The sequence below is a fragment of the Klebsiella sp. ME-303 genome (assembly GCF_007910085.1).
GTDB lineage: Bacteria > Pseudomonadota > Gammaproteobacteria > Enterobacterales > Enterobacteriaceae > Klebsiella > Klebsiella michiganensis.
This window is the reverse complement of sequence record NZ_VOJB01000083.1, coordinates 30,691-57,409: the sequence shown is the minus strand read 5'-3', so window position 1 is coordinate 57,409 and position 26,719 is coordinate 30,691. Positions and strand designations below refer to the sequence as shown.

Annotated in this window: 25 protein-coding genes and 1 pseudogene; 17 read left to right on the top strand and 9 right to left on the bottom strand. The window is 58.9% G+C overall.

The genetic code is table 11. From position 1 onward, the window contains the following. Position 1: 1 nt before the first annotated feature. From sapD to FQK12_RS17050, 6 genes are all read right to left on the bottom strand, one after another. Complete coding sequence (gene sapD, locus FQK12_RS17075; RefSeq protein ID WP_014229021.1) at positions 2 to 994, bottom strand: putrescine export ABC transporter ATP-binding protein SapD; 993 nt, start codon at positions 992 to 994, stop codon at positions 2 to 4. Beyond that, positions 994 to 1,884: a putrescine export ABC transporter permease SapC gene (gene sapC / locus FQK12_RS17070; RefSeq protein WP_004139490.1), complete on the bottom strand. Its 891-nt coding sequence runs from the start codon at positions 1,882 to 1,884 to the stop codon at positions 994 to 996. Before sapC ends, sapD begins: the two co-directional genes overlap by 1 nt. Continuing rightward, positions 1,871 to 2,836 (bottom strand): putrescine export ABC transporter permease SapB, encoded by a 966-nt coding sequence (gene sapB, locus FQK12_RS17065; RefSeq protein ID WP_014229022.1) that lies wholly within the window; start codon positions 2,834 to 2,836, stop codon positions 1,871 to 1,873. Before sapB ends, sapC begins: the two co-directional genes overlap by 14 nt. After that, entirely contained in the window at positions 2,833 to 4,476 is a 1,644-nt protein-coding gene (gene sapA, locus FQK12_RS17060; RefSeq protein WP_004850192.1) for an ABC transporter substrate-binding protein SapA, read from the bottom strand. Before sapA ends, sapB begins: the two co-directional genes overlap by 4 nt. Before the next feature lie 363 nt (positions 4,477 to 4,839). Then, positions 4,840 to 5,124: a hypothetical protein gene (locus tag FQK12_RS17055; RefSeq protein ID WP_004850195.1), complete on the bottom strand. Its 285-nt coding sequence runs from the start codon at positions 5,122 to 5,124 to the stop codon at positions 4,840 to 4,842. Between the two features lie 170 nt (positions 5,125 to 5,294). Then, entirely contained in the window at positions 5,295 to 7,601 is a 2,307-nt protein-coding gene (locus FQK12_RS17050; RefSeq protein ID WP_014229023.1) for a helix-turn-helix domain-containing protein, read from the bottom strand. A 169-nt stretch (positions 7,602 to 7,770) separates the two neighbouring features. On the opposite strand from FQK12_RS17050, the gene FQK12_RS17045 reads away from it, so the two are divergent. Together FQK12_RS17045 and FQK12_RS17040 are read left to right on the top strand one after the other, a co-directional pair. Beyond that, positions 7,771 to 8,940 (top strand): M20 aminoacylase family protein, encoded by a 1,170-nt coding sequence (locus FQK12_RS17045; protein WP_014229024.1) that lies wholly within the window; start codon positions 7,771 to 7,773, stop codon positions 8,938 to 8,940. Positions 8,941 to 8,965: 25 nt separating this feature from the next. Continuing rightward, positions 8,966 to 10,357 carry an MFS transporter gene (locus FQK12_RS17040; RefSeq protein WP_014229025.1) on the top strand — a complete coding sequence of 464 codons (1,392 nt, stop codon included), beginning with the start codon at positions 8,966 to 8,968 and terminating at the stop codon, positions 10,355 to 10,357. Here FQK12_RS17040 and pspF read toward each other — a convergent pair. Further along, complete coding sequence (gene pspF, locus FQK12_RS17035; RefSeq protein WP_014838225.1) at positions 10,348 to 11,337, bottom strand: phage shock protein operon transcriptional activator; 990 nt, start codon at positions 11,335 to 11,337, stop codon at positions 10,348 to 10,350. The two genes, FQK12_RS17040 and pspF, sit on opposite strands and share 10 nt — an antisense overlap. 152 nt (positions 11,338 to 11,489) lie before the next feature. Between pspF and pspA the strand changes: the two genes are divergently transcribed. The 9 genes from pspA (at position 11,490) to FQK12_RS16990 (ending at position 18,933) form a co-directional block, all read left to right on the top strand. Then, positions 11,490 to 12,158 carry a phage shock protein PspA gene (gene pspA, locus FQK12_RS17030; protein WP_004121203.1) on the top strand — a complete coding sequence of 223 codons (669 nt, stop codon included), beginning with the start codon at positions 11,490 to 11,492 and terminating at the stop codon, positions 12,156 to 12,158. A 50-nt stretch (positions 12,159 to 12,208) separates the two neighbouring features. After that, positions 12,209 to 12,433, top strand: a complete 225-nt coding sequence (pspB, locus tag FQK12_RS17025) for an envelope stress response membrane protein PspB (protein ID WP_004101459.1) — start codon at positions 12,209 to 12,211, stop codon at positions 12,431 to 12,433. Beyond that, a complete protein-coding gene (gene pspC, locus FQK12_RS17020; protein WP_004850207.1) occupies positions 12,433 to 12,792 on the top strand; it encodes an envelope stress response membrane protein PspC in 360 nt (119 codons plus the stop codon). Before pspB ends, pspC begins: the two co-directional genes overlap by 1 nt. A 19-nt stretch (positions 12,793 to 12,811) precedes the next feature. Next, entirely contained in the window at positions 12,812 to 13,042 is a 231-nt protein-coding gene (pspD, locus tag FQK12_RS17015) for a phage shock protein PspD (RefSeq protein WP_014229027.1), read from the top strand. 33 nt (positions 13,043 to 13,075) lie between these two features. Beyond that, positions 13,076 to 13,390 (top strand): thiosulfate sulfurtransferase PspE, encoded by a 315-nt coding sequence (gene pspE / locus FQK12_RS17010; RefSeq protein WP_014229028.1) that lies wholly within the window; start codon positions 13,076 to 13,078, stop codon positions 13,388 to 13,390. An 88-nt stretch (positions 13,391 to 13,478) separates the two neighbouring features. Next, positions 13,479 to 14,876, top strand: a complete 1,398-nt coding sequence (locus FQK12_RS17005) for a YcjX family protein (RefSeq protein ID WP_014229029.1) — start codon at positions 13,479 to 13,481, stop codon at positions 14,874 to 14,876. Further along, positions 14,873 to 15,934 carry a YcjF family protein gene (locus FQK12_RS17000; RefSeq protein WP_032692728.1) on the top strand — a complete coding sequence of 354 codons (1,062 nt, stop codon included), beginning with the start codon at positions 14,873 to 14,875 and terminating at the stop codon, positions 15,932 to 15,934. Before FQK12_RS17005 ends, FQK12_RS17000 begins: the two co-directional genes overlap by 4 nt. A gap of 285 nt (positions 15,935 to 16,219) precedes the next feature. After that, positions 16,220 to 17,761 (top strand): transcriptional regulator TyrR, encoded by a 1,542-nt coding sequence (tyrR, locus tag FQK12_RS16995; RefSeq protein ID WP_004850219.1) that lies wholly within the window; start codon positions 16,220 to 16,222, stop codon positions 17,759 to 17,761. A gap of 116 nt (positions 17,762 to 17,877) precedes the next feature. Next, entirely contained in the window at positions 17,878 to 18,933 is a 1,056-nt protein-coding gene (locus FQK12_RS16990) for an AbrB family transcriptional regulator (protein ID WP_014229031.1), read from the top strand. Positions 18,934 to 18,978: 45 nt separating this feature from the next. Here the strand turns inward: FQK12_RS16990 and tpx are convergent, their stop codons facing one another. Continuing rightward, complete coding sequence (gene tpx, locus FQK12_RS16985; RefSeq protein WP_004850226.1) at positions 18,979 to 19,485, bottom strand: thiol peroxidase; 507 nt, start codon at positions 19,483 to 19,485, stop codon at positions 18,979 to 18,981. Between the two features lie 101 nt (positions 19,486 to 19,586). Here tpx and ycjG point away from each other — a divergent pair, with 101 nt between their 5' ends. After that, positions 19,587 to 20,552 carry an L-Ala-D/L-Glu epimerase gene (gene ycjG / locus FQK12_RS16980; RefSeq protein WP_014229032.1) on the top strand — a complete coding sequence of 322 codons (966 nt, stop codon included), beginning with the start codon at positions 19,587 to 19,589 and terminating at the stop codon, positions 20,550 to 20,552. On the opposite strand, the gene mpaA is transcribed toward ycjG, so the two are convergent. Further along, complete coding sequence (gene mpaA / locus FQK12_RS16975; RefSeq protein ID WP_004850230.1) at positions 20,543 to 21,256, bottom strand: murein tripeptide amidase MpaA; 714 nt, start codon at positions 21,254 to 21,256, stop codon at positions 20,543 to 20,545. The genes ycjG and mpaA overlap by 10 nt on opposite strands. 189 nt (positions 21,257 to 21,445) lie before the next feature. Between mpaA and FQK12_RS16970 the strand changes: the two genes are divergently transcribed. The 5 genes and pseudogenes from FQK12_RS16970 to FQK12_RS16950 all read left to right on the top strand — a co-directional run bounded on the left by FQK12_RS16970 (position 21,446) and on the right by FQK12_RS16950 (position 26,703). After that, on the top strand, positions 21,446 to 23,062 hold the full coding sequence (locus FQK12_RS16970; protein ID WP_009653393.1) for an ABC transporter substrate-binding protein: 1,617 nt from the start codon (positions 21,446 to 21,448) through the stop codon (positions 23,060 to 23,062). Between the two features lie 569 nt (positions 23,063 to 23,631). Beyond that, a pseudogene (locus FQK12_RS16965) lies at positions 23,632 to 24,117 on the top strand (coenzyme F420-dependent N5 N10-methylene tetrahydromethanopterin reductase-like protein); the annotation flags it as partial. Continuing rightward, positions 24,114 to 25,133 (top strand): methionine ABC transporter ATP-binding protein, encoded by a 1,020-nt coding sequence (locus FQK12_RS16960; protein ID WP_014229034.1) that lies wholly within the window; start codon positions 24,114 to 24,116, stop codon positions 25,131 to 25,133. The pseudogene FQK12_RS16965 and the gene FQK12_RS16960, both read left to right, overlap by 4 nt. Next, positions 25,130 to 25,828, top strand: a complete 699-nt coding sequence (locus tag FQK12_RS16955) for a methionine ABC transporter permease (RefSeq protein ID WP_014229035.1) — start codon at positions 25,130 to 25,132, stop codon at positions 25,826 to 25,828. Before FQK12_RS16960 ends, FQK12_RS16955 begins: the two co-directional genes overlap by 4 nt. Next, positions 25,825 to 26,703 carry a MetQ/NlpA family ABC transporter substrate-binding protein gene (locus FQK12_RS16950; protein WP_014229036.1) on the top strand — a complete coding sequence of 293 codons (879 nt, stop codon included), beginning with the start codon at positions 25,825 to 25,827 and terminating at the stop codon, positions 26,701 to 26,703. The genes FQK12_RS16955 and FQK12_RS16950 overlap by 4 nt, the downstream gene beginning before the upstream one ends. The last annotated feature ends 16 nt before the right edge of the window (positions 26,704 to 26,719 follow it).

Genomic DNA, 26,719 nt, shown 5'->3' with positions numbered 1-26,719 from the left:
TTCACTCTTTCTCCATGTTCAGCGGGAAATGACAGGCATAGAGGTGGTTACGGGCGCCCACCAGCCGGGGCGTTTCGATACATTCGCGCTGGGCATAGGGGCAGCGCGGCCCGAGCCGGCAGCCGATGGGCAGCTGTTCGAGCAAAGGGATCGCCCCCGGCAAGGTGTTGAGCCGACTCTTGTGCGGCATGGCGCTGCCGAAATCGGGAATCGCCCGAATCAGCGCCTGCGTGTAAGGGTGATGAGGAATCGTCACCAGCTCTTCGCTCGGCGCGGTTTCCACCGTCTGCCCGCAGTACATCACGTTGATTTTGTCCGCCCATTTACTGAGCATCTGCATATCGTGGCTGATCAGCAAAATAGTGGTGTTGTTGTTTTGGTTCAGCCGCGTCAGCAGGCGGATGATTTGCGCCTGCGTTGTCGGCTCCATGGCGTTAGTCGGCTCATCGGCGATCAGCAGCCGCGGCTGGTTAGCCAGCGCGATGGCGATCATGACCTTCTGGCACTCTCCGTCCGTCAGCTCGTAGGGGAAGCTGCGCATCGCATCTTTATGATCTTTGATCCCGACGCGGTGCAGGAGCTCGATGGCGCGCCGCTTGCGCCAGCCCAGGCGCTGCCACCAGCGTCCTTTAAAGGTCCAGCCGGGGATATTCTGCGTTAATTGCTGGCCGATCCGTTCGGAAGGGTCGAGACAGGATTGCGGCTCCTGAAAAATCATTGAGACGTTGTGGCCCACCAGCTTACGCCGCTCGCGCACCGACAGACGCAGCAGGTCGATGTCGTCGAAGCGCATGCGGTCGGCGGTTACCCGCCAGTTGTCCTTGGTGACGCCGCATATCGCTTTAGCTATTAAGCTTTTGCCGGAGCCGGACTCCCCGACGAGGCCGCGTATTTCCCCCTCGGCGAGTGTCAGGCTGACGCGATCGACGGCTTTTACCCAGCCTTCGTTGGTCTTGAATTCAATGGTTAAATTACGGATGTCGAGTAACGGCATTATTCCACCCCGGCGATGATGGCGCGGCGGATCCCGTCGCCCAGCAGATTAACCAGCAGGACGCTTATCATGATTGCCGCACCCGGCAGCATCACCGTCCACGGCGCCACGTAAATCAGCTCCAGCGCGTCGCCGAGCATCGCTCCCCATTCGGGGGAAGGCAGTTGAGCGCCGAGATCGAGGAAGCCCAGCGCAGCGATATCCAGGATCGCCATCGACAGCGCGCGGGTGATCTCGGTGACAAGGCCTGAGGTAATATTCGGCAGCACCGCGAACCATAAAATATTCAGCGTCGAGGCCCCGTCAAGGCGGGCGGCGATAACGTACTCTTTTTCCAGTTCGTCATGCACCATGCTGTAGACCGAACGCACCATCCGCGGCAGAAGCGCCAGCCAGACGGCGAACATCGCGTGGCTGAGGTGCGGCCCGGCGAAGGCGACCACGATAATGGCCAGCAGCAGGGACGGGATCGACAGCAGCGTGTCAAGAATATGGTTCATCACCGCCGACCGCAGGCCGTGGGTAGAACCGGCAATCACGCCAAGCACCAGTCCCAGCAGGGCGGCGCCCAGCGTCACCACAAACGCGCCGCCGACCGTCGGCGCCGCGCCGCTCAGCAGGCGGCTCAGGACGTCGCGACCGAGATCGTCGGTACCGAGAAAGAACGACACTTCGCCGTACCGCGACCAGGACGGCGGCAGCAGCTGGTAGCCGAGAAACTGCTGGTCGATGCCGTAAGGAGCGAACCAGCCGCCGAAAACGCACAGCAGCGCCAGCGCCGCACAGCCGTACAGGCCGATCATGGCGGTCGTATCGCCGTAGAATTTTCGCCATACGGTGCGCAGCGCACCCGGCGGGCGCTTCTCCAGATAGACGCTATCGTAGGGCATACCATTCCTTATGTTTCAGTGGGTTAGCCATAGCACCCAGAATATCGGATATCACGTTCACAATAATTACCAGCGCGCCGATGACCATCACGCCCGCGGAAATCGCGGCGTAGTCCTGTTGGCGAATCGCGTTAATCAGCCAGCGGCCCAGCCCCGGCCAGCTAAAGACCATTTCGGTAATCATCGCCAGCGTTAGCATGGTGGAAAACTGGAGTCCCAGGCGCGGGATCACCGGCGGCAGGGCGTTGTGCAGGACGTGGCGGTGTAAAATCGTCCGCCGCGATACGCCGCGGGTGGCGGCGGCTTTGACATAGTTGGTGTCGTATACTTCGCTGGTGCTGATACGCATCAAACGGATCACTTCCGTCGTCGGCGCTACCGCCAGGGTTAGCACCGGCAGCACCATGTGGCGCGCCGCGCTGACGATCATTTCATGGCGCCACGGGGAGTCGGATAGCCATGCGTCGATCAGCGCAAAGCCGGTGACCGATTTCACTTCATACAGCAGATCGAAGCGCCCGGAGACCGGAAACCAGCCCAGGGTAAGGGAGAAAAACAGGGTCAGCAGCAGCGCCAGCCAGAAGACGGGAATCGAAAAGCCCAGCAGCGCCAGGGCGCTGATCAGGGTATCTTGCCATTTGTTGCGCATAATGCCCGCCAGCATACCGACGGGGATCCCGATCACCAGCGCGAAGCCGAAGGCGAGGATACAGAGCTCCATGGTGGCGGGAAAGACCTCTTTAAGCTGCTCGGAAATCAGCTGACCGTTGATGCTGGAAACGCCGAAATCCCAGTGCAGCACGCCCTCAAACCAGAATAGCCAGGCGTTCCACAGCGAGGCGCCCTGCAGCGGCGCGTGGGGCGTAAAATAGCTCAGGCTAAAACCGACAAAGGTCAGCAGGAAGAGGGTAATCAGCAGCAGCAGCAGGCGACGCAGGGTAAAAATAATCATGGTTTTTTCACCTCGTCTTCTTTTTCCCGCGAGACGCCTGCGAATGAGGCGTTGCCAAACGGGCTCAGCACCAGGCCTTTCATGTCGTAACGATAGGCTTGCAAGCGCAGGGAGGAGGCCAGCGGCAGCACCGGCAGTTCATTGGCAAGAATGCGCTGCGCCTCTTTATAGGCCTCAATGCGCGAGGCCAGCTGCTGGGAAGTGAGCGCCTTTTGCAGCACCTCGTCGAATTCGCGATGACACCAGTGAGCATAGTTGGTTTGTGAGGTAATCGCCGCGCAGCTCAATAGCGGACGGAAAAAACTGTCCGGATCGTTACTGTCCGTTGCCCAGCCGGACAGCGTCAGGTCATGACTCATATCCATTAATCTGGCCTCCTGGAACCGGCCTTCGACCGGCACAATAATCACCTTCACGCCAATTTGCGCCATATCCGCCTGAATAAGCTCGGCGGTTTTCAGAGGGCTGGGGTTCCAGGCCTGCGAGCTGGTTGGCACCCACAGCTTAAGCGTGAGATTTTCCAGCCCCAGGGCTTTCAGCCGGGCGCGGGCTTCCGTGGGGTTATATTCGGTGATCCTGGCGTCGTTATCGTAGGCCCAGGAGGCGCGAGGCAGCATAGACGCGGCGGTTTCCGCCGTGCCGTAGTAGATCGACTGCATCAGGCGCTGATTATTGATGGCCAGCGCCAGCGCATGGCGTACCTCAGGATTATCGAGCGGCGGCTTAGCGGTGTTAAACGCCAGCCAGGCGATGTTCATTCCCGGGCGCAGGGTCAGGCGCAGACGCGGGTCGTCACGCAGAATAGAGAGCTGGCTTGCGGCGGGCCAGGCCAGCACGTCGCACTCGCCGGTCAGCAGTTTTGACAAGCGGCCGGTGCCGCCGGAGCCGAGATCGACCACCACCTGCGGCATCAGCGGTTTACCGCGCCAGTAGGCCGGATGGCGCTGCAGGCGAATGTACTGACCGCTGCGATACTCCTCCAGCTGGAACGGACCGGTGCCGACCGGTTGCCGGTCGATCAGTTCCTGGCGATCGTTCTGCGCCAGCTTCGCGGCATACTCTGCCGACATCACCGAGGCGTAGTGGGTGGCCAGGTGCCACAGGAACGAGGCGTCCGGGCGTTTGAGGCGAAACTCGACGGTATGACTATCCAGCTTACGCACGCTTTCCACGCTGTCGGCAAACTGTAAGCTATCGAAATAGGGAAAGCTGCTGCCGTTAACGTTGTGCCACGGGTGGTCGCGATTAAAAATGCGGCCAAAGGTGAAAATGACGTCATCGGCATTAAAATTACGGGTCGGTTTGAACCAGGCGGTGGTCTGAAAAGGCACGTTGTTGCGCAGGTGGAAGCGGTAGGTTGCGCCGTTGTCCAGCACCTCCCAGCTTTCTGCCAGTTCGGGAACCAGGCGATAAGTATAGGGATCGACGTCAAGCAACCGGTCGTAGAGCTGGGCGGCCAGGGTATCGACAATCAGGCCGCTGCTGACCTTTTGCGGGTTGAAGGTGTTGACCTGACCGCTCACGCAATAAACGAAGCCGCTATCGCGAATATCCGCGTGCGCAGGCAGCGCTGGCGCGGCAAAAGCTTGCCCGTACAGCATACATACCGCTGCCAGGAGAGAAGACAATTTCAGGCGCATAGTTTCTTTTTGATTATAGAGCAAGGCTCTATCTTATTAATATTAAATAACATTTACCACCACCTTATTGCTCATGGAGATAATATAAGCGAGGGCTGCGTCGGTTATTTGACCAACTGATTCAAATTCATACCGCTTATTAACTTCGAGTATACCTCGTAAATCATCCGACGTTTGTCATCAGGCAAGCGAGGGGTTGAGCAAAGCGTATTTTCGATTCATCTGCCGCACGGCTTGAGCAAGCTATGGGTATTGAGCATGGCGCTTATTTGCGTCGAAGCCCCGATATCCGCCACATGGTATCTTTTTATTGGCGGTTTCTCCAGCCAGCCGTGGCTGTAAGGCTGGCTGGCGGTCGAGGCGCTACAGGGGAAGGAGCCGGTTATAGCGGGCGATATAATCTTTGGGATTAATTTCCAGCTTTTCGCCATCGTGATGGTGGGCAACATAAGTACGCAGTACCAGGCCGCTGTTTTGCGGCGTAATTGTCCAGCCCTGTTGACGATATGCATCTTCGGTTGAGCGGATAAGCAGGTCCGAAAAGATCATCATGACCGAGAGCGCCGGCGCGCGGTGGCTTTTCATGGTATGGACCAGGCTGACGTGCGCCGCATAGCGGCCGAGCGTTGAAGGGTTAACCGGAATCATCTTTATTTTCAGTCCATTGAGTCATAATGCGCTGATGATAGTTCACATGAAGATATCTTGCTAGTTACAATTTTTTAACCGCAGGTGAACGGGCTGCCGCGCAAGCAAAAGCTATTTTTCACGGCACAGGCCGCTTGCAGAAAGAAGCAGGGTAGTGACGCTGTCACTTTTCAATCGCCGAGCGGCGTGAATTCATAAAGCGCCAGCGCATTGCTCTCCAGCGAATCGACAAGCTGCCAGCGGTCGCTATCCGGCGTCTCTTCACTGACGCGCAGCGCCGGACGCGCTCTGTGCATCAGCCAGCGATAGTCCTCATCGTCCGGGCCGCTTTGGCTGCGAAAGGCCTCAAACAGCGGGAAGAGCGCGCCATGGTGCCGATCGAACAGATGATGTTTGATTCGCCAGCGTCCTTCAAGGCCGAGCAGGCGCACGCTCCAGGGCTGACTAAAGCGCTGGATAAACGCCTCCTCGCTGGAAAGCCAGGGATTGAAAACCACCGTGTTGCGCAGCAGTAGCTGATAATGGCCGTTATGGCGCAGCAGCAGCAAGTTCTTGTCGTTGATCACCACCTCGCCCCGCAGCCTGCGCCACAGCCATAGCACCCAGTAGACCGGTCGCGGCAGACCGTGGAGATAGTGCAGCGCCAGGCTGGAAGTGTCCAGCTTGCCGTTGGCGCGGGCTTCCCCCTGCAGCCCTGAATTCAGCCAGAACCCCGCGAGCCAAACCTGATCCGCCAGTCCCAGCAGATTATCCATCAGCAGCGCGCCGCGAAAGAAACGGCCGTTGGTATCGCGGGTATCGCCGGTGAGGGTATTCCACGAGAGCAGCCAAAGCGGCAGCAGGAGCTGCCGCTGGCGCAGCGCGCTATGAAGTTTGCGCAATTTGTGTACCGGATAGTTTTCGCTGGCGGCCAGTTTCTGGCTATCCACCTGCGCGAGATCCAGCAGTTCATTAGCATCGGCCTGGCAGGCCAGAAAATCCGCCTCGACCAGCAGCGGTGAACGCAGAAGGGGATCGTTCTCCACCTGTTGAGGGAAACGGTGCCAGATCCCCAGCGCCGACTGCGGCGATAGCCTCTGCAGGATCGTCTTTTGTTGCCGCCAGGCGTGCTGGCGGGCCTCGTCGCTGGCCTGAGGGGACCAGTGCCAGACGAAGTGCCAGCTGGCGAGGGTTGCCGGCGGAAAATGGTTAGCGGACAGAGAGAGGAAACGTTGCAGCAGGTCGCCGCGGGTGGTGAGCCCGGTATGCAGTATCACCGCCCAGCCAAGGGTCGCCAGCCAGCTAAAAATGCGCTGCAGGTTATACCAGCAGGCATACCCGGCCATTTGCGGATCGTCCCAGCCGGTGCCGAACAGGCGGCTGCTGAGAAACGGATCGTGAATATCGATGGCGAATATCGGCAGCTTGTCGTGCAGCTGTTCCAGTTCGCGGCGGACATCCTCGCGCAGCAGGTCGTCCAGTTCGCGAACGGTAATCACCATTCGGGTGTGACGCAGCGGCGCGGCGCGCGCCGGGAGTTCGCGAACATCGAGATGGCGGGTTTGTTGGGGGCTGAGCCGCAGCGGCGGGCTATCCAGACCGTAGGTTTGCGGCGCGTTGAGCCGGGCGTACAGCCGATCGATTGACACCGGCTGCCATCGCTCGGTCTGCTGTGGGGGCGGACGGCGAGATTCGACCGCCGTCTGCGGGTGCTGCTGGCGGAACTGGCGCGGCGTCAGGCCGTGCTCGCGTTTAAACAGGTCGCTCATCACCCGGCTGCTGGCAAAGCCCTGCTGCTGAGCGATCTGCTGTATCGATTGACGCGTCGTCGTCAGCTGCTCCGCGGCTTCGCGCAGGCGCAGCCCGGTGATGTACTGCATAAAGCTGACGCCCACCTCTTTGCGGAACAGACGCGAGAGCCAGGCCTCAGAAACAAACTCCGCGGCGGCTATCTCCTGCAGCGACAGGCGCCGTTGATAGTTGGCGTCGATTCGCGCTACCACTCTGTTAATTCGCTGGCTCCAGCGTTCGGCTCCGCGAGGCGCCTGGGCGGTGAGGGGACGGCTGAAGCGTGACGCCAGCAGGAGAGCAATTTCGCTAAGCCAGCGGTTGGCCTCCAGCCGGTAGTGGGCCTGCGGATTGACCAGACCGAGGACCAGCAGCTGGCGCATCAGGTAGCGCAGGGTGTCTTCGGCATCGCGCGTTTCGCTGCTGCTCTGGTAGACGGAGGCAAAAAAATCGCCGTCGAGGCGGGTCAGCCATCCGGCGTTCAGCGACAGCGCCATCACGACGTTCGCCGTCTTGCTGTGCAGGCTCCAGCGGCGATGACGATTCACTATCGCCAGTTCATCGGCCTGCAGGTACCGACCCGTCTCGCCATCGCGGAGTTCGACGCTGCCCTCAAGCAGCCATAGCAGCGTCAGAGCATCGTTTTCCTGCTGGCTCAGCTGCCGGATATCGCGAACCACAACCTGAAAGTCGCCTGAATGATGCTCCACCGTCGCCTCCTGAAGACAAAAAACAGCACGTCATTTTTTGTCATAACCGTTTTGTATGAAAAACACTCATTAATAATCCGTCACTATAAAACAAAAAAGCGCATTTTAAAGCCGACAGGGATGCATAAACTCGAAAGTGTCGTGCAAACACAACACAGGAATAATAAAAATGACACACCCGATTATTGAGGCATTACAGGTTAACGAGGCGCAGTTTGTCGCGCTTCGCCGCCGTTTCCATCAGCAGCCGGAAATTGGTTTTGAAGAGCATAAAACCAGCGAAGAGGTTGCCCGCCTGCTCGGCGAATGGGGCTATCAGGTTCACCGCGGTCTGGCGGGCACCGGCGTGGTCGGTACTTTACGCGTCGGCGAGGGTAAAAAACGGTTGGGGCTACGGGCGGATATGGACGCGCTGCCGATGCAGGAGATGAGCGGCAAAGCGTGGGCCAGCCGGGTCGACGGTCGTTTTCACGGCTGCGGCCACGACGGCCATACCACCACGCTATTGTACGCCGCGGAATATCTGGCGCGCACCCGGCAGTTTAACGGCACCCTGCAGCTTATTTTTCAGCCTGCTGAGGAGTTGCTCTACGGCGGTCGGGTCATGCTGGAAGACGGCCTGTTTGACCAGTTCCCCTGCGATGCCATTTTTGGCCTGCATAATATGCCGGGGCAGCCGTTAGGCAGAATCGGCCTGCGCGATGGGGCGATGATGGCCTCCTCGGATACTCTCCATATTGAAGTCAAAGGGGTGGGCGGACACGGCGCGGTACCGGAGCATACCGTCGACGCCACGCTGGTTGCCTGTCATATCACCCTGGCGCTGCAATCCATTGTTTCCCGAAACATCACGCCGTTTGAACCAGCGGTCGTGACCGTGGGCAGTATTCAGGCCGGGCACGCCCCGAACATTATCAACGACAAGGTGTTAATGAAGCTCACGGTGCGCACCTTAAACGAACAGGTTCGCGAGACCGTCCTGCAGCGCATTCACGATATCGCCGTTGCTCAGGCCGAGAGCTTTAACGCCAGCGCCGCCTTATCCCACGTTAACGGCAGCCCGGTTTTAAGGAACGATCCGGCTGCCAATGAGATGGTCCGCACGGTGGCGACCGCGCTGTTTGGCGCGGCGCAGGTCGGCGAGGTGAAGCCGTTTATGGGCAGCGAAGATTTTGCTTTTATGCTCGAGCGTAATCCGAACGGCTGCTATTTCACCATCGGGGCCGGGGACGAAGCGGATCGCTGCATGGTGCATAACCCGGGATACGACTTCAACGATGCGCTGTTGCTGAAAGGCGCCGCGCTGTGGTGCGCCCTGACGGAACACTATTTGCGTTAATGTCCGCAACGAAGAGGACCCTGCTATGAGTTCTGTATCGCTAAGCGAAGCGCAGTTCGTCGGCACCGATCGTCTGCTGGCGGGTATTGTATTGAGCGTTCTGACCTTCTGGCTGTTTGCCCAGTCGGTGATTAACGTGGTTCCGGCGATGAAGAGCAGCCTCGATATTTCGCTGGAAACCCTGACCCTGGCGGTGAGCCTGAGCGCCTTATTCAGCGGCTGCTTCGTGGTCGCCAGCGGCGGGCTGGCGGATAAATTCGGCCGCATGCGCATGACTACCCTGGGCCTGATCCTCAGCATTGTCGGTAGCGCAATGCTGGTGTTCTCTCAGGGACCCGCGCTGTTCCTGGCCGGGCGCGTTTTACAGGGGCTGTCGGCCGCCTGCATCATGCCGGCGACGCTGGCGTTAATTAAAACCTGGTATGAAGGCAAAGCGCGCCAGCGGGCGGTCAGCTTCTGGGTCATCGGCTCGTGGGGCGGCAGCGGTCTGTGCTCGTTTGTCGGCGGGGCGATCGCCACCGGTCTGGGCTGGCGCTGGATCTTTGTTTTCTCCATCGCGGTAGCGCTGGCGGCGCTGTTTTTGCTGCGCGGTACGCCGGAAAGCCGCAGCGCCAGCGCGCAGCAGCATAAGCTGGATATCAGCGGCCTGCTCAGCCTGATCCTTGCGCTGGTGCTGCTAAATCTGTTTATCAGCAAAGGCCACGGCTGGGGCTGGACCAGCGCAACCTCGCTGGCGATGCTGGCCGGCGCGCTGGCTTCGGGGCTGTTTTTTATCCGCAGCGGCCAGCGTAAGGGCGACGCGGCGCTGATTGATTTCGCGCTGTTTCGCAACCGGGCCTACAGCGCCGCGGTGTTGTCGAACTTTATGCTCAACGGCGCTATCGGTACGATGATGATTGCCAGCATCTGGCTCCAGCAGGGGCATCATCTGAGCCCGCTGGAGAGCGGAATGATGACGCTCGGCTATCTGGTTACCGTGCTGGCGATGATTCGGGTGGGCGAGAAGCTGCTGCAAAGCTACGGCGCGCGTTTGCCGATGATGAGCGGCCCGGTCTTTACCGCGGTCGGTATTCTTCTTATCTCCTGCACCTTTCTCGATAAATCGACCTATATCGTCACGGTCTTTTTCAGCAACGTGCTGTTTGGCTTCGGCCTGGGCTGCTACGCCACCCCGTCAACGGACACCGCGGTGGTTAACGCTCCTGAGAATAAGGTAGGCGTGGCCTCGGGGATCTATAAGATGGGCAGTTCGCTCGGCGGAGCGATGGGCATTGCGGTGACAGCGTCACTTTTTGCGCTGTTTTTACCGCTCGGCATGGCCAGCGCGGCGCAGTATGCGCTGTGGTTTAACGCCGCGCTCTGCCTGGGTTCAATGGCGGTGAGCGCGCTGCTGCTTCCGCGTACAGGTCAAAGCTGATGTTTTTTCAGCAGCGCCCGCAGCTGGTGGTAGGTTAGCCCCAGCAGTTCGGCCGCCTGCTTTTGATTGTACTTCGCCTGTTCGAGGCTTCTCTCGAGCAGGCTTTTTTCTTGCTCCTGCTGGAAAGCGCGTAAATCGAGCGGCAGCGTGGGGCCTGGCGTCTTCTCCACTTCGACGGGCGTCGCCGCGTGCTGCTGGCGGAAGGGGTTAATAATAATATTATCCAGCTCGCGCTCGCTGCTGCCGTGACGGTAGACCGAGCGTTCAACCACGTTTTTTAATTCACGGATATTCCCCGGCCAGCGGTAGTTCTGCAGCGTCATGGCGGCGCGTTCGCTAAAGCCGGGAAACAGCGGCAGTCCGAGCTCGCGGCACATCTGGATAGCAAACTGGGTGGCGAGCAGCATGATATCGCTCTGGCGCTCGCGCAGCGGCGGCAGCTGCACCACATCAAAGGCCAGACGGTCGAGAAGGTCGGCGCGAAAAAGTCCGTCTTCCACCATTTGCGGCAGGTCGGCGTTGGTCGCGCAAACCAGGCGGACGTTAACCTGTAGCGGCTGGCTGCCGCCGACGCGCTCCAGTTCGCCATATTCAATCACGCGCAGCAGTTTTTCCTGTACCAGCATCGGCGCGGTGGCCAGCTCATCGAGAAACAGGGTACCGCCGTCGGCGCGCTCGAAGCGCCCCGGGTGACGTTTACTGGCCCCCGTAAAGGCGCCGGCCTCATGACCGAACAGCTCCGAATCGAGCAGATTTTCATTGAGCGCCGCGCAGTTCAGGGAGATAAACGGCCCCTGCCAGCGGGAAGAGAGGAAGTGCAGACGGCTGGCGATCAGCTCCTTGCCGGTTCCGCGCTCGCCAATCACCAGCACTGGTTTATCGAGCGGCGCCAGTCTTGAGACCTGCTCCAGCACCTCAAGAAAGCTATTGGCCTCGCCGAGCAGGTTGTCCTTGTAATCCGCCATGATGAATTTCGCCATTTAGTAGTGTGATTCACCAGGTCACTTTAGCAATGCGCTGGCCGGATAACAACCACTTCCATTAAAATCAATAAGATAAAAACTTGGCACGGCATTTGTATTAGTCATGGCACAGGCCGGTGCCTGATACCAGAACTATGAGGATTGAAATTATGGGTATTTTTTCTCGTTTTGCCGACATCGTGAACGCCAACATTAACTCTCTGCTGGAGAAAGCGGAAGATCCGCAGAAGCTGGTTCGGCTGATGATCCAGGAGATGGAAGACACGCTGGTTGAAGTCCGTTCGACCTCGGCGCGGGCGTTGGCTGAAAAGAAACAGCTGAGCCGTCGTATTGAACAGGCCGTTGCCCAGCAGGCGGAATGGCAGGAAAAAGCCGAGCTGGCGCTGCGTAAAGAGAAAGAGGATCTGGCCCGTGCGGCGCTGATCGAAAAGCAGAAGCTGACCGACCTTATCGGCAGCCTGGAAAACGAAGCGCAGCTGGTTGATGAAACGCTGGCGCGGATGAAAAAAGAGATTGGCGAGCTGGAAAACAAACTCAGCGAAACCCGCGCCCGTCAGCAGGCGCTGATGCTGCGTCATCAGGCCGCAAGCTCCTCCCGCGACGTTCGCCGTCAGCTGGACAGCGGTAAGATTGACGAGGCGATGGCGCGTTTTGAATCGTTTGAACGCCGTATCGATCATATGGAAGCCGAAGCCGAAAGCCACCGCTTCGGTAAAGATAAATCGCTGGATCAGCAGTTCGCCGATCTGAAAGCGGACGATGAAATCAGCGAGCAGCTGGCGGCGTTGAAAGCCAAAATGAATCAAAATAACCAGTAATGTCTTCGGGCGGCACCAAGACGTGCCGCCGCCATCAGCAAGGAGTTCACATGAGCATGCTTTTTCTCGCCATCCCTTTGACGTTGTTTGTGCTGTTTGTTTTGCCGGTCTGGCTCTGGCTGCATTACAACAACCGCACCGCCAGCGGCAGCCTATCGCAGAACGAACAGCAGCGCCTGCTGCAGCTGACCGATGACGCGAAGCGCATGCGCGAGCGTATTCAGGCGCTGGAGGCGATTCTTGACGCTGAGCATCCGAACTGGAGAGAGAAATAATGAGCGGACTGGATCTGAGTAAAAAACTGTGGCGCATTCCGCAGCAGGGCATGGTGAAAGGGGTTTGCGCCGGCATCGCGCAGTACCTGGACGTGCCGGTTAAGCTGGTGCGCCTGATTACCGTACTGGCAATGATTTTTGGCCTGTTCCTGTTTGTGGTGGTGGCCTACATCATTCTCTCGTTTGCGCTGGATCCTATGCCGGAAAGCGAGCTGTATGGTGAAAAAACGCCGAGCAGCGGAGAGCTGTTGGCCGCCGCGGATAAGGAGCTGGCAGCAGGGGAGCGTCGTCTGCGTGAAATGGAACGCTACGTCACTTCCGACACCTTTTCGCTACGCAGTCGTTTTCGCCAGCTATAACTGAAAGTTGAGGTTAATGATGAACATAAAATGGCAGCAGGCCGGGCAAAAAGTCAAACCGGGTCTGAAAATCGCAGGCAAGCTGGTGCTGCTCACCGCGCTGCGCTACGGCCCGGCGGGCGTCGCAGGCTGGGCGGTAAAATCCGTCGCGCGTCGGCCGCTGAAAATGCTGCTGATGCTTGTTCTGGAACCGATGCTCAGCCGGGCGGCGCAGCGGTTTTCTAAACGTCGCGGATGGCGTATGTTATGAGTGCCTAAAAACTCACTCTATCAGGATGATAAAATGCGAAAACTGCTTCTGGGTTTAGCGCTGGCCATGGCCTTACCCGTCTTCGCGGCGGAGCACTGGATTGACGTCCGCGTTCCGCAGCAGTATCAAAAAGAACACGTCGACGGGGCGGTGAATATTCCGCTGGCGGACTTAAAAACGCGGATTGCGGCTGAAGTACCGGATAAAAACGATACCATTCACGTCTATTGCAACGTTGGCCGGCAATCTGGCCAGGCTCAGCAGATGCTGAGCGAAATGGGCTACACGCAGGTGGTGAATGCCGGCGGCCTCAGTCAGATCGCCAGGCCGAAAAGCGCCAGCAAATAATCTTCAGCCCCGTCGCAGCGGGGCTATTGCACTTTATGATTAGCCCTCATGTCTATTTCCCTCGTTCTTCAGGCTCAACAGGATGGCGATGAAGCGACTCAAAACAGAATTTAATGCGCTGGTGAATCGTGGGGTTGACCGGCATCTCCGCCTGGCCGTCACTGGCCTTAGCCGCAGCGGCAAGACCGCCTTTATCACCGCGCTGGTAAATCAACTGCTCAATATTCACGCCGGGGCGCGGCTGCCGCTGCTCAGCGCAGCGCGTGAAGAACGCCTGCTGGGCGTCAAGCGCGTCCCGCAGCGGGATTTCGGCATTCCGCGTTTTACCTATGACGAAGGGCTGGCCCAGCTGTACGGTCAGCCGCCGGTCTGGCCAACGCCCACCCGCGGCGTCAGCGAAATCCGCCTCGCTCTGCGCTATCGCTCCAACGATTCGCTGCTGCGCCATTTTAAAGAGACCTCGACCCTCTACCTGGAGATTGTCGACTATCCCGGCGAGTGGCTGCTGGATCTGCCGATGCTGGCCCAGGACTATCTGACCTGGTCACGGCAGATGACCGGATTACTGCAGGGGCAGAGGGCGGAGTGGTCAGCGCGCTGGCGTCAGCTATGCGAAGGACTGGATCCGCTGGCGCCCGCCGATGAAACCCGTCTGGCGGAGATCGCCGCGGCGTGGACCGACTATCTGCATACCTGTAAGCGCGAAGGGATGCACTTCATTCAGCCGGGGCGCTTTGTGCTGCCCGGCGAAATGGCCGGCGCGCCGGCGCTGCAGTTTTTCCCCTGGCCGGACGTTGATGCCGCCGGTGAAGCTAAGCTGGCGCAGGCGGACAAACAGACCAATGCCGGAATGCTGCGCGAGCGTTTTAAATACTACTGCGAGAAAGTGGTTAAGGGCTTCTACAAAGATCATTTCCTGCGCTTCGATCGGCAGATCGTGCTGGTAGATTGCCTGCAGCCGCTTAATAGCGGGCCGCAGGCGTTTAACGACATGCGTCTCGCGCTGACGCAGCTGATGCAAAGCTTCCACTACGGGCAGCGCACGCTGTTTCGTCGCCTGTTCTCACCGGTTATCGATAAGCTGCTGTTCGCCGCGACCAAAGCCGATCACGTCACCGTCGATCAGCACAGCAATATGGTGTCGCTGCTGCAGCAGCTGATTCAGGATGCCTGGCAGAACGCGGCGTTTGAAGGCATCAGCATGGATTGTCTGGGGCTGGCGTCGATTCAGGCGACGCAGAGCGGCCTTATCGAGGTGAACGGCGAGAAGATCCCTGCGCTGCGGGGGCATCGGCTAAGCGACGGACAGCCGCTGACCGTCTATCCCGGCGAAGTGCCCGCGCGCCTGCCGGGTCAGGCCTTCTGGGAGCAGCAGGGCTTTCAGTTTGAAAACTTTCGCCCGCAGGTGATGGACGTTGATAAACCGCTGCCGCATATTCGCCTCGACGCGGCGCTGGAATTTTTGATCGGAGATAAATTGCGATGACCGAACCTTTAAAACCGCGTATCGATTTCGATGGCCCGCTGGAGGTGGAAAAGGCGCAAATTCTGAAATCCGCGCGCGCTTTTGACGGCGCCGATGCGGAGAAGTTCGCTCCAGCGCGGCTCGACGCGCCGGAAGAAGAAGAGGGCGCGGCGGAAGCGGTGGTGGAATCGGTGCTGCGACCTAAGCGCAGCCTGTGGCGAAAGATGGTCAGCGCCGGGCTGGCTATTTTTGGCGTCAGCGTCGTGGCGCAGGGCGTGCAGTGGACGATGACCGCCTGGCAAACGCAGGACTGGATCGCCCTTGGCGGCTGCGCAGCCGGCGCGCTGATCGTCGGGGCGGGCGTCGGTTCGGTGGCGACCGAATGGCGCCGGCTGTGGCGACTACGCCAGCGCGCCCACGAGCGCGATGAGGCGCGGGACCTGATGCACAGCCATGCGGTTGGCAAAGGGCGCGCCTTTTGCGAAAAGCTGGCCCAGCAGGCGGGGCTGGATCACTCGCACCCGGCGCTGCAGCGCTGGTATGCGGCGATCCATGAAACGCAGAACGATCGTGAAGTGGTGAGCCTGTACGCGCAGATCGTGCAGCCGGTACTGGATGCGCAGGCGCGGCGTGAGATTAGCCGTTCGGCGGCGGAATCGACGCTGATGATTGCAGTCAGCCCGCTGGCGCTGGTGGATATGGCGTTTATCGCCTGGCGTAATTTACGTCTGATCAACCGCATCGCCACTCTGTACGGTATTGAACTGGGCTACTACAGCCGCCTGCGCCTGTTCCGCCTGGTGCTGCTGAATATCGCTTTTGCCGGCGCCAGCGAGCTGGTGCGGGAAGTCGGGATGGACTGGATGTCGCAGGATCTCGCGGCCAGGCTATCGGCGCGCGCGGCGCAGGGAATTGGCGCCGGTCTGCTGACGGCGCGGCTGGGTATTAAGGCGATGGAGCTGTGCCGTCCGCTGCCGTGGATCGCCGACGATAAACCGAGGCTGGGGGATTTTCGCCGCGAGCTGATCGGCCAGCTAAAAGAGACGTTGCAGAAGAGCAAAAGCGGCGCGGAAAAATAAGTCGCTTAAGCATTCCCGGCTTGCGGCGTGAACGCCTTAGCCGGGCTACCGTTTCACAGAAGGCTGTAACCTGTAGCCCGGCTACGCGCAGCGCAAGCCGGGGAGAAAAGCAGAAGCGATGATAGCCGCTTATCTCATCGTCATTTTTCCTCTGAGCGCATAACTTTACGGCAGAAAGGCCATTTTTCCGCCATACTGTCAATAATTGTTGACAGCTATCTTCACGCCAGCAAATAACTGTCCTATTATTCATCGGTTATTGGCCTCTTTAGGGTGAAAACGCCTATGCGTCTTGAAGTCTTTTGTGAAGACCGTCTTGGTCTGACTCGTGAATTGCTCGATTTACTGGTGCTGCGCGGTATCGACCTGCGGGGCATCGATATTGACCCTATTGGCCGAATTTATCTCAACTTCGCCGAGCTGGATTTCGCCAGCTTCAGCAGCCTGATGGCGGAAATTCGTCGTATCGCCGGCGTCACCGACGTGCGCACCGTGGCGTGGATGCCGTCAGAGCGCGAACATCTGGCGCTCAGCGCGCTGCTGGTGGCGATGCCTGAGCCGGTGCTGTCTCTCGACACCAAAGGAAAAGTCGAACTGGCTAACCCGGCCAGCTGCCAGCTGTTTGGCCAGAGTCAGGAGAAGCTGCGCAGCCACCCGGTCGCGCAGCTGATTACCGATTTTAACGTCCAGCGCTGGCTGGAAAACAGTCCGCAGGAGTCCCACGCCGAGCACGTGGTGGTCAACGGGCAGAACTTCCTGCTGGAGATCACTCCGGTTTATCTCGAAGGCGAACACGGCGAGAAGGTACTGACCGGCGCGGTAGCGATGCTGCGTTCGACGGTCCGTATGGGGCGCCAGCTGCAAACGATGACCATTCAGGACACCAGCGCCTTTAGCCAGATCCTCGCCGTTGGGCCGAAAATGCGCCACGTTGTCGAGCAGGCCCGTAAGCTGGCCATGCTCAGCGCGCCGCTGCTGATCGTCGGTGATACCGGTACAGGGAAAGATTTGCTGGCCCACGCCTGCCATCTGGCCAGCCCGCGCGCGGGGAAACCTTATCTGGCGCTGAACTGCGGCTCCATCCCGGAAGACGCTGTGGAGAGCGAGCTGTTCGGCGACGCCGTTCAGGGCAAGAAAGGCTTCTTCGAGCAGGCTAACGGCGGCTCGGTTTTGCTGGATGAAATTGGCGAAATGTCGCCGCGCATGCAGACCAAGCTGCTGCGCTTCCTTAACGATGGAACTTTCCGCCGCGTTGGTGAAGATCATGAAGTCCACGTTGATGTCCGGGTGATCTGCGCTACCCAGAAAAACCTGGTGGAGCTGGTGCAAAAAGGGCTGTTCCGCGAGGACCTCTACTATCGTCTTAACGTCCTGACCCTGTATCTGCCGCCGCTGCGCGATTGCCCGCAGGACATCATGCCGCTGACCGAGCTGTTCGTGGCGCGTTTTGCCGATGAGCAGGGCATCCCGCGGCCGAAACTCTCCGCTGATTTGAACAGCGTTTTGATGCGCTACAGCTGGCCGGGCAACGTGCGCCAGCTCAAAAATGCGATCTATCGCGCGCTGACGCAGCTGGACGGTTTCGAGCTGCGCCCTCAGGATATTCTGCTGCCGGATCACGACGTCTCCTCGCTGGCGGTAGGCGAAGAAGCGATGGAAGGCTCGCTGGATGATATTACCCGTCGTTTCGAACGCTCGGTGCTCACCCAGCTTTATCGCAGCTTCCCCAGCACGCGTAAGCTGGCCAAGCGTCTTGGCGTCTCGCATACCGCCATCGCCAACAAGCTGCGTGAATATGGCCTGAGCCAGAAAAAGGGCGATGAGTAATGCCCGTCGGCCGGCTGCCTGCGCCGCCGGCCGGCATTTCCAGAAAAGGGAGGGGGGCTGGCGTCAAATGAATCGGTATATACTGCGTTTTTACCCTCTTTATGGCAGGCATACGCATGTGGATCTGGCGTAGTCATTTTTTTCAATGGATGAAACTGCTGGCGCTCTCCAGCGCGATCTCTTTTGTGCTGTTCTGGTTTCACCTTCCCGCCGCGCTGCTGCTGGGGCCGATGATTGCCGGCATCAGCCTGAGCCTGCGCGGTGCGGAAATTCGCGTACCCCGTCCCTTTTTTATTGCCGCCCAGGCGATTATCGGCTGCATGATTGCCCGCAGCCTGACGCCCTCCATTTTCGGCGTTCTGCTGGCAAACTGGGCGCTGGTGCTGCTGATTCTCTTTTCCACGCTCGCTATCAGCGCGCTGGCGGGATGGCTGCTGGTGCGCTACAGCGATCTGCCCGGCGCCACCGGGGCGTGGGGGAGTTCGCCGGGCGGCGCCTCGGCGATGGTGATTATGGCCCAGGAGTACGGCGCCGATGTCCGGCTGGTCGCGCTGATTCAGTATCTGCGGGTGCTGTTTGTTGCCGGCGCCGCGGCGCTGGTGGTGCGCGTCGCGCTCGGCGGTGAAGCGCAGGAGATGACTCAGCAGGTCGCCTGGTTTCCGCCGATCAGCCGGCAGCTGCCGCTTACGCTGCTGTTGACGGCGGCGGCGGGGTGGCTTGGGCTGCGGCTGCGCTTTCCTTCCGGGGCGATGCTCTTCCCGATGCTGATTGGCGCGCTGGTGCAGGGAGAAGGCTGGCTGCTGCTCGAACTTCCCGAATGGCTGCTGGCGCTGGCCTATGCCGCCGTCGGCTGGAGCGTTGGTCTAAAGTTTAATAAACAGATTTTCCTGCTGGCGCTGAAAACCCTGCCGCAGATCCTGGCATCGATTATCGGCCTGATCCTGCTGTGCGCGCTGATGGCTTATGGGCTGACGCAGGTTTTGCCGCTGGACTTTATGACCGCCTATCTGGCAACCAGTCCGGGCGGACTGGACACGGTGGCGATTATCGCCGCCGGTACGCGGGCGGATATGTCGTTTATTATGGCAATGCAGACGCTGCGCCTGTTCACCATCTTATTGACCGGCCCGGCGATTGCGCGCTTCATCTCCCGCTATGCGGCGCGGCAATAAAAAAAGCCCCCGTTTAACGAGGGCTTACGTAACTCAGCGAGGATATTACGCTTTCAGCGCGGCCAGGGCTGCGTCGTAGTCCGGCTCTTCGGTGATTTCATTCACCAGCTGGCTGTAAACAACCTGGTCATTTTCATCAATGACGACCACAGCACGCGCCGCCAGACCGGCCAGCGGGCCCGCGGAGATAGCGACGCCGTAGTCGGCCAGGAACTGCGCGCCGCGCAGGGTAGACAGAGTGACAACGTTGTTCAGGCCTTCAGCGCCGCAGAAGCGAGACTGCGCGAACGGCAGGTCAGCGGAAATGCACAGCACGACGGTGTTGTCCAGTTCAGACGCCAGCTGGTTAAATTTACGTACCGATGCCGCGCAAACGCCGGTATCGATGCTTGGGAAAATGTTCAGCACTTTACGGGAGCCGGCGAACTGGCTCAGCGCGACGTCAGAGAGATCTTTGGCCACCAGCGTAAACGGCTGCGCTTTAGCGCCTGCCTGCGGAATGGTGCCTTGAACAGAAACGGGGTTGCCCTGGAAATGCACGGTTTGTGACATGGTTATCTTCCTGTTTACATATAGTTAACGTCGCGGCTAGTGTATGACATCCGTCATCAGCACGGCAAATCCTTTTAATACTTACCTGCGAGGTTCAGGGAATGCGAAATCTGCGAGTCTATGAAGAAGCCTGGCCGTTACATACTCCGTTTGTGATCGCCCGCGGCAGCCGCAGCGAGGCAAAAGTCGTGGTGGTGGAGATTGAAGAGAATGGCGTCAAGGGGACAGGTGAGTGCACGCCCTATCCTCGTTACGGAGAGAGTATAGCCTCGGTGATGGCGCAGATTATGGCGATTGGCGAACAGATTGAACGCGGCGTCTCTCGTGAGCAGATTCAGCACCTGCTGCCCCCCGGGGCCGCGCGTAACGCCGTGGATTGCGCGCTCTGGGACTGTCAGGCGCGCAGCGCGGGTAAGAGCATCGCGCAGCTGTTGGGCGTGACGCTGCCCAGCCGGGTGGTTACGGCGCAAACGGTGGTTATCGGCACGCCGGACCAGATGGCGGCGAGCGCGGCGGCGCTGTGGGAAAAAGGGGCCACGTTGCTAAAAGTAAAGCTCGACGATCATCTGATTAGCGAGCGGTTGATTGCCATTCGTGAAGCGGTTCCGCAGGCAACGCTCATCGTGGATGCCAACGAAGCCTGGCGCAGCGATGGCCTGGCCGAGCGCTGTCAGCTGCTGGCGGATATCGGCGTGGCGATGCTGGAACAGCCGCTTCCGGCTGGGGCCGATGAAGCGCTGGAGAATTTTATCCACCCGCTGCCCATTTGCGCCGATGAGAGCTGTCATACGCGCGACAGCCTGGCGGCGCTGCGCGGCCGCTATGAGATGGTCAATATCAAACTGGATAAGACCGGCGGTCTGACCGAAGCGCTGCTATTGGCTGAGGAGGCGGAGCGCCTGGGATTTGCGCGGATGCTGGGCTGTATGCTGTGTACCTCAAGAGCCATCAGCGCGGCGCTGCCGCTGGCGCCGCTGGCCCGATTTGCCGACCTCGATGGCCCGACCTGGCTGGCGGTGGACGTTGAGCCGGCGCTGCATTTCAGCACCGGCGTGCTTCATCTTTGAGGATGCCAGTGCAGCAGGTCCGTCATCGCCTGAAGGTATTTATCCGTCGCCTCGTCGGCGGATATCGGCGGGAATTCGGCGGTGATGCAGGGCAGGCCGATATCCGCGCACCAGCTGCCAAAGGAGCCGGGCGTTTCATAGCCGACGCTGCCCACCAGCGGCAGGCTGAACGCCCCGGCAAGCCACTGCCCCAGCGCGCTGTGGCCGGGGTCTTCAATACAGGCCAGCGGATCGTGAAACGAGACCACCCACGCGGGATGGATCTGGTGGATCAGCTGGCACAGCGCCTGGGTTTCCGGTTCTGAACCGGGTTTTTCGCCGGTGAGCAGAACCACATCGCGCTGTTCCGCCGCGCTGTTCCAGCGATAAACCGTTTCGCCTTCTTTCCAGTTTGCCGCCGGAAAATTCCGGTTCAGGTCGATGCCGCGCGCGTTGGCGCGCAGCCCCAGCTGGCAACCGTCCGGGTTGACCGCCAGCACGACATGATGGCGGCGCAGCTCGGGTTTGAGCGTACGTAGCGCGCAGGAGAGGGTGACAATCGATGCGTTTTCATCGCCGTGGGTACCGGCAAGTATCAGGCCGCTGCGGCTATCGGCCAGCGGTGCAGGGAACCACAACAGCGGTGCGCCGAGGTGAGACTGGCCATAGCGTTGTGTGCCGGGCGGAAAATCACCGCGCTGAGGGCGAGGACGAGAAACGGGCATAGGGCATCCTGTTGTCAGGTTATTTTTCAGCAGTGTTGTGTAAAACCGTCCCGGAATCAAATAGTTTCCAGTGAGGACGAAATCAGCATATATGTCAACTTTCTTTCACAAGCCGTTTGCAATTTCAGGTGATGAAACAAATAATTATCGCACTGCCAGCTCTGGTTTTTTTATTTTAAAGGGGATCTTATGAAGTATCCTGTCACATTGACATGCGGCGCGCTGTGGTTAGCCAGCGTCTCTTCTCTTGCCTGGGCCGCCGATGTCCCGCCGGGCACCGTATTAGCCGAAAAACAGGTGCTGGTGCGGCACATTAAAGATGAACCCGCCTCCTTAGATCCCGCCAAAGCCGTCGGTCTGCCTGAAATTCAGGTTATCCGCGATCTTTTTGAAGGTTTAGTCAATCAGGACGAGAAAGGCAATCTGATCCCAGGCGTGGCGACTCGCTGGCAGAGCAATGATAATCGTGTCTGGACATTTACCCTGCGCGATAACGCCCGCTGGTCCGACGGAACGCCGGTAACGGCGGAGGATTTCGTCTATAGCTGGCGGCGGCTGGTTGATCCTAAAACCACCTCCCCGTTTGCCTGGTTTGCTGCGCTGGCCGGAATCGCCAATGCGCAAAATATTATTGATGGTAAAGCCGCGCCGGATACCCTCGGCGTCACCGCCGTGGACGCGCGTACCTTGCGCGTGCAGCTGGATAAACCGCTGCCGTGGTTCAGCAATCTGACGGCGAGCTTTGCTTTCTATCCGGTGCAGAAGGCTAACGTGGAGAGCGGCGACAACTGGACGCGTCCGGGAAGCCTGATTGGCAACGGCGCGTATGTCTTAAAAGATCGCGTGGTGAATGAAAAGCTGGTGGTGGTTCCCAATACGCACTACTGGGATAACGGCAAAACGGTGATCCAGCAGGTCACATTTACGCCCATTAACCAGGAATCGGCGGCCACCAAACGTTATCTGGCCGGCGATATCGATATCACCGAGTCGTTCCCGAAAAATCTGTACCAGAAGCTGCTGAAGGATATTCCGGGGCAGGTCTATACCCCGCCGCAGCTGGGTACTTATTATTACGCGTTTAACACGCAGAAAGGGCCAACCGCCGATGAGCGCGTCCGCCTGGCGCTCAGCATGACTATCGATCGCCGTCTGATGGCGGAGAAAATTCTGGGTACCGGCGAGAAACCGGCCTGGCGCTTTACCCCGGACGTGACCGCAGGCTTTACCCCGCAGCCGACGCAAATCGAGAGCATGAGCCAGGCCGAGCTGAATGCCCAAGCCAAAGCGCTGCTGCAGGCAGCGGGCTACGGTCCGAACCGTCCGCTGAAGCTGACGCTGTTGTACAACACCTCGGAGAACCACCAGAAAATCGCGATTGCGGTGGCTTCCATGTGGAAGAAAAATCTGGGCGTCGACGTGAAGCTGCAAAATCAGGAGTGGAAAACCTATATCGACAGCCGCAATACCGGCAACTTCGATGTGATTCGCGCCTCATGGGTCGGGGATTACAATGAGCCGTCGACGTTCCTGTCGCTGCTCACCTCGACCCATAGCGGTAATATCTCCCGTTTCAACGATCCGGCCTACGACAAAATTCTGACCCAGGCGGCGCTGGAAACATCGGAAAAGGCGCGCAATGACGATTACAACGCGGCGGAAAAAATCATTATGGCAAAAGCGCCCATCGCGCCGATTTATCAGTACACCAACGGGCGTCTGATTAAACCGTGGCTGAAAGGGTATCCGATAGCCAATCCGGAGGACGTGGCCTATAGCCGCACAATGTATATCGTGAAGCACTGATGCGTACTGACCTCCTGCTAACATCAGACAACCATCGCTAAACCCATAACTGGCGCGGTTTACAGCGCCAGTTTCTCCTTTCGCATTCCGAGTATCTTCACCCAGGTCGTTTCAGCTCCAAATTCCCACTTTCCGATGCTGTTATTCGTTCAGGATTAAAGCAGAGCCCGTCAACTCAGTGAACAACTTTAGCTCGCGCGCGTTGCAGGCGTCGCAACGTAATAGTACTGGCACCAGCAACCAGAGGCACGCCTTGCCCGGCTGTTGCTAATACAACAGGCGGTGTGCATCAGTTGGCGCATTCGCAACAGCTCTTGCGCAAGCCAATTTATTAAAGCCATTGATTAACATGAATTAAATAATGCGCAGCCTTTGGCATGATTATCGCTAACACCCATATAACAAAATTAAAATAACTCTTCGATAAATATCGAATATGGTTATATAGGAAATGGATAATGACGCAGAAAGCTGACGAAAATATCAACATATTGGCGTTCTCTCGCCGTAGGTTGCTCTCGCAGAGCAACCTTAGCGGAGAAAGCGAGGAATGGCCGGGCGACTATCGGCAGGCAACGCTGGCGCTGATCTCCGGCTGGACCGGTATTGACTTCGGTCAGTATCGGCCGGACCAGGTGCTGAAATACCTGCATACCAACGCCATCCAGTCGGCGGTTGAGGCGTTTTCCACCGCCGACCCGAATCGTCAATGGACGGTGGAAGCGCTGGCGGACTGGGTGGGCATCGGCGGCTTTGGCCCGCTGCTCGTCGGCAGTGCGGAAACGGTGGCCGATGAACTGCAATCCTGGGTCGAGGAAACCGATGTCGATGGCTTCAATCTGGCCTACGCCGTGACGCATGAAACCTTCCGCGACGTGGTGGAGCTATTAATACCAGAGCTGCAAACACGCGGCGTCTTTAAGCAGGATTACCGGGAAGGCACGCTGCGTGAAAAACTGTTCGGCGCCGGGCCGCGCCTGACCGCGCCGCATCCGGGGGCAGACTACCGTCGCGGCGTGCGAAACGATGTCGGGGCGAAGGAGACGGCGGCATGATTGATATCGATAATCTGCATAAACGCTACCGCACGGCGGATGGCCGCGTCAGCGAGGTTCTGAAGGGATTATCGCTCAGGGTGCCCGCCAGCTCCATTACCGCGGTGGTAGGGCCGAGCGGCGCGGGGAAATCGACCCTGGCGCGCTGCATCAGCCTGCTGGAACGCCCCGATAGCGGCAGTATCAAGGTTAACGGCAAAGATTTGTCATTACTGTCAGGGGAGGCGCTGCGGCGTGAACGGCGCGCGATCGGCACCGTTTTTCAATCCTCAGCGCTGCTGAATCGCAAAACGGCGTGGCAAAACATCGCGGTGCCGCTGGAGTATCTGGGCGTGGTGGAACGCGACATTAAGGCGCGGGTCGGTGAACTACTGGAGAGCGTAGGGCTGAGTCACAAAGCGGAGGCCTATCCGTCCCAGCTTTCCGGCGGACAGCGTCAGCGCATTGGTATCGCTCGCGCGCTGGCATTACGTCCGTCGGTACTGCTGGCGGACGAGGCCACGTCTGGGCTGGATCCCCAGGCGACCGCCACGGTGCTGGGTTTGCTCCGACAGCTACGTGATGAGTACCGGCTGGCGATAGTCCTGATTACTCATGAAATGGATGCGGTACGCTCCGCGGCGGATGCGGTGGCGGAAATCCGCGATGGCGCGATAGTCCAGTACGGGCAGGTGAAAGAGCTGCTGGCCCGTCCGGATTCCCTGCTTGGTCAGCAGCTATTGCCGCTGTCGCCCATCGCTGTTAACAGCGATCTGCTGCTGCGCCTGAGTTATCGCTGGGATGTGCCGGTGGCGACTGACTGGATCAGCCGTCTGAGCCACCAGCATGCGCTACAGATAGATTTGCTAGGCGGCCATGTGGAAGTGATCAACGGTCAACTGGCGGGGCGTTTACAGGTCGGCGTCCGATTTCAGGGACAACGACTGTCAGCGGATCGAACGATCGCGCTTTTAGCGCAGCTGGGCATTGCGGCGGAAATCCTTGCTCATGCCCCCGAGCTACAGGAGGCGGTATGAAACCGACAGTGATAAGCCAGGATACGCCGTGGCATGAAATCCACACATTGCTGCTGCCTGCTTATGGTGAAACCTGGCTGATGGTTGCCATTGTGATGCTGTTTGTGGTGACCCTTGGCGGCGTGGTGGGCGTGGTGTTATTCAACGCCTCGCCGCGAGGATTATTTCCGCGTCCCGCGCTTTACCAGGTGCTTAACTGGGGCGTCAACATGGGGCGCTCTCTGCCCTTTCTGGTGTTAATGGCGGCGATTATCCCGTTTACGTTCTGGCTTACGGGCACCACTATCGGCATCCCTGCCGCGGTGGTACCGATGATTGCCGCTGGCGTGCCATTTTTTGGCCGTCTGGTGGAAAACGCCCTGCGCGAACTCCCGGCGGAGGTTACCGCGGTGGGGCTGGTGTGCGGCGGTTCGCGCTGGCAGATAATCCGCCACGCGCAGCTCAGCGAGGCGCTGCCTGCGCTGGTGGCGGCGGTCACGCTTAACCTGGTGTCGATGATCGAATATTCGGCGATTGCCGGCACTATCGGTGCGGGTGGGATCGGCTATCTGGCGGTCGTGTACGGCTATCAGCGTTTCGACAATCACATCATGATCGCCACCATTGTCGTGCTGATCGCCACGATTCAGATCATTCAATTCTTTGGCGACCGTCTGGTCAATAAGCTTCGCCACACTCAGGGGATTTCTTCATGACAACAGAACAGTTTGAACTCCGTAAAGCCCGCCGCTGGCCATGGCTGGCGGCGCTGGCAGCGATCGCGGCGCTGGCCGTCGCGTTCTGGTGGTGGCGCGGATACGCGCAGGCGCCGCAGGTCGTTTTCGGTACGACGTTAAAAATTCACTACGAACCGGCGATGGCGGGCGAGCAGCGAATTATTGAGTACATCAGTCAGCATATTGCGCCCGATTATGGCCTGAAGCTGGAGGCGGTGGGCGTACAGGATCCGGTACAGGCGGACAGAGCCGTGGCGGAGGGGCAGTATGCCGGCACTATCTATCAACATCAGTGGTGGCTTAAGCAGGTGGTGGACGCCAACGGTTTTGCGCTTTCGACGACCGTACCGGTTTTTCAGTGGGCCTTCGGGATCTATTCCGACCGCTATAAATCGGTACAGGATTTGCCCGTCGGGGCGACCCTCGTCGTGCCGGATGATGGCGCTAACCAGGGGCAGGCATTATGGTTGCTGCAAAGGATAGGGTTAATCTCACTCGATCCGGCGGTTGAGCCGCGCACGGCGAAACTGAAAAATATTGTCGGCAACCCGCACAAGTTCAATTTTAAAGAGCTGGATTTATTAACCATGCCGCGTGCGCTGAATTCGGTGGATGCCGCTATTGGTTATGTTTCACAATTTGATGCCGGAAAAGTCCCGCGGGAAAAAGGCATATTATTCCCGCCTGCGCCTAAAACGTTTGCCTCGCAGTTAGTCATCGGTACACCGTATTTATCGCAGGAGAATATTGTTAAATTAAAACAGGCTTTTTCCGATCCGCGTATTCAGACGTGGTTAAAGACCACTGACGATCCGCTGGTCAAAGACGTACTGGTTCCGGTCTCAGCAAACTAAGGCATCATTGATGAAA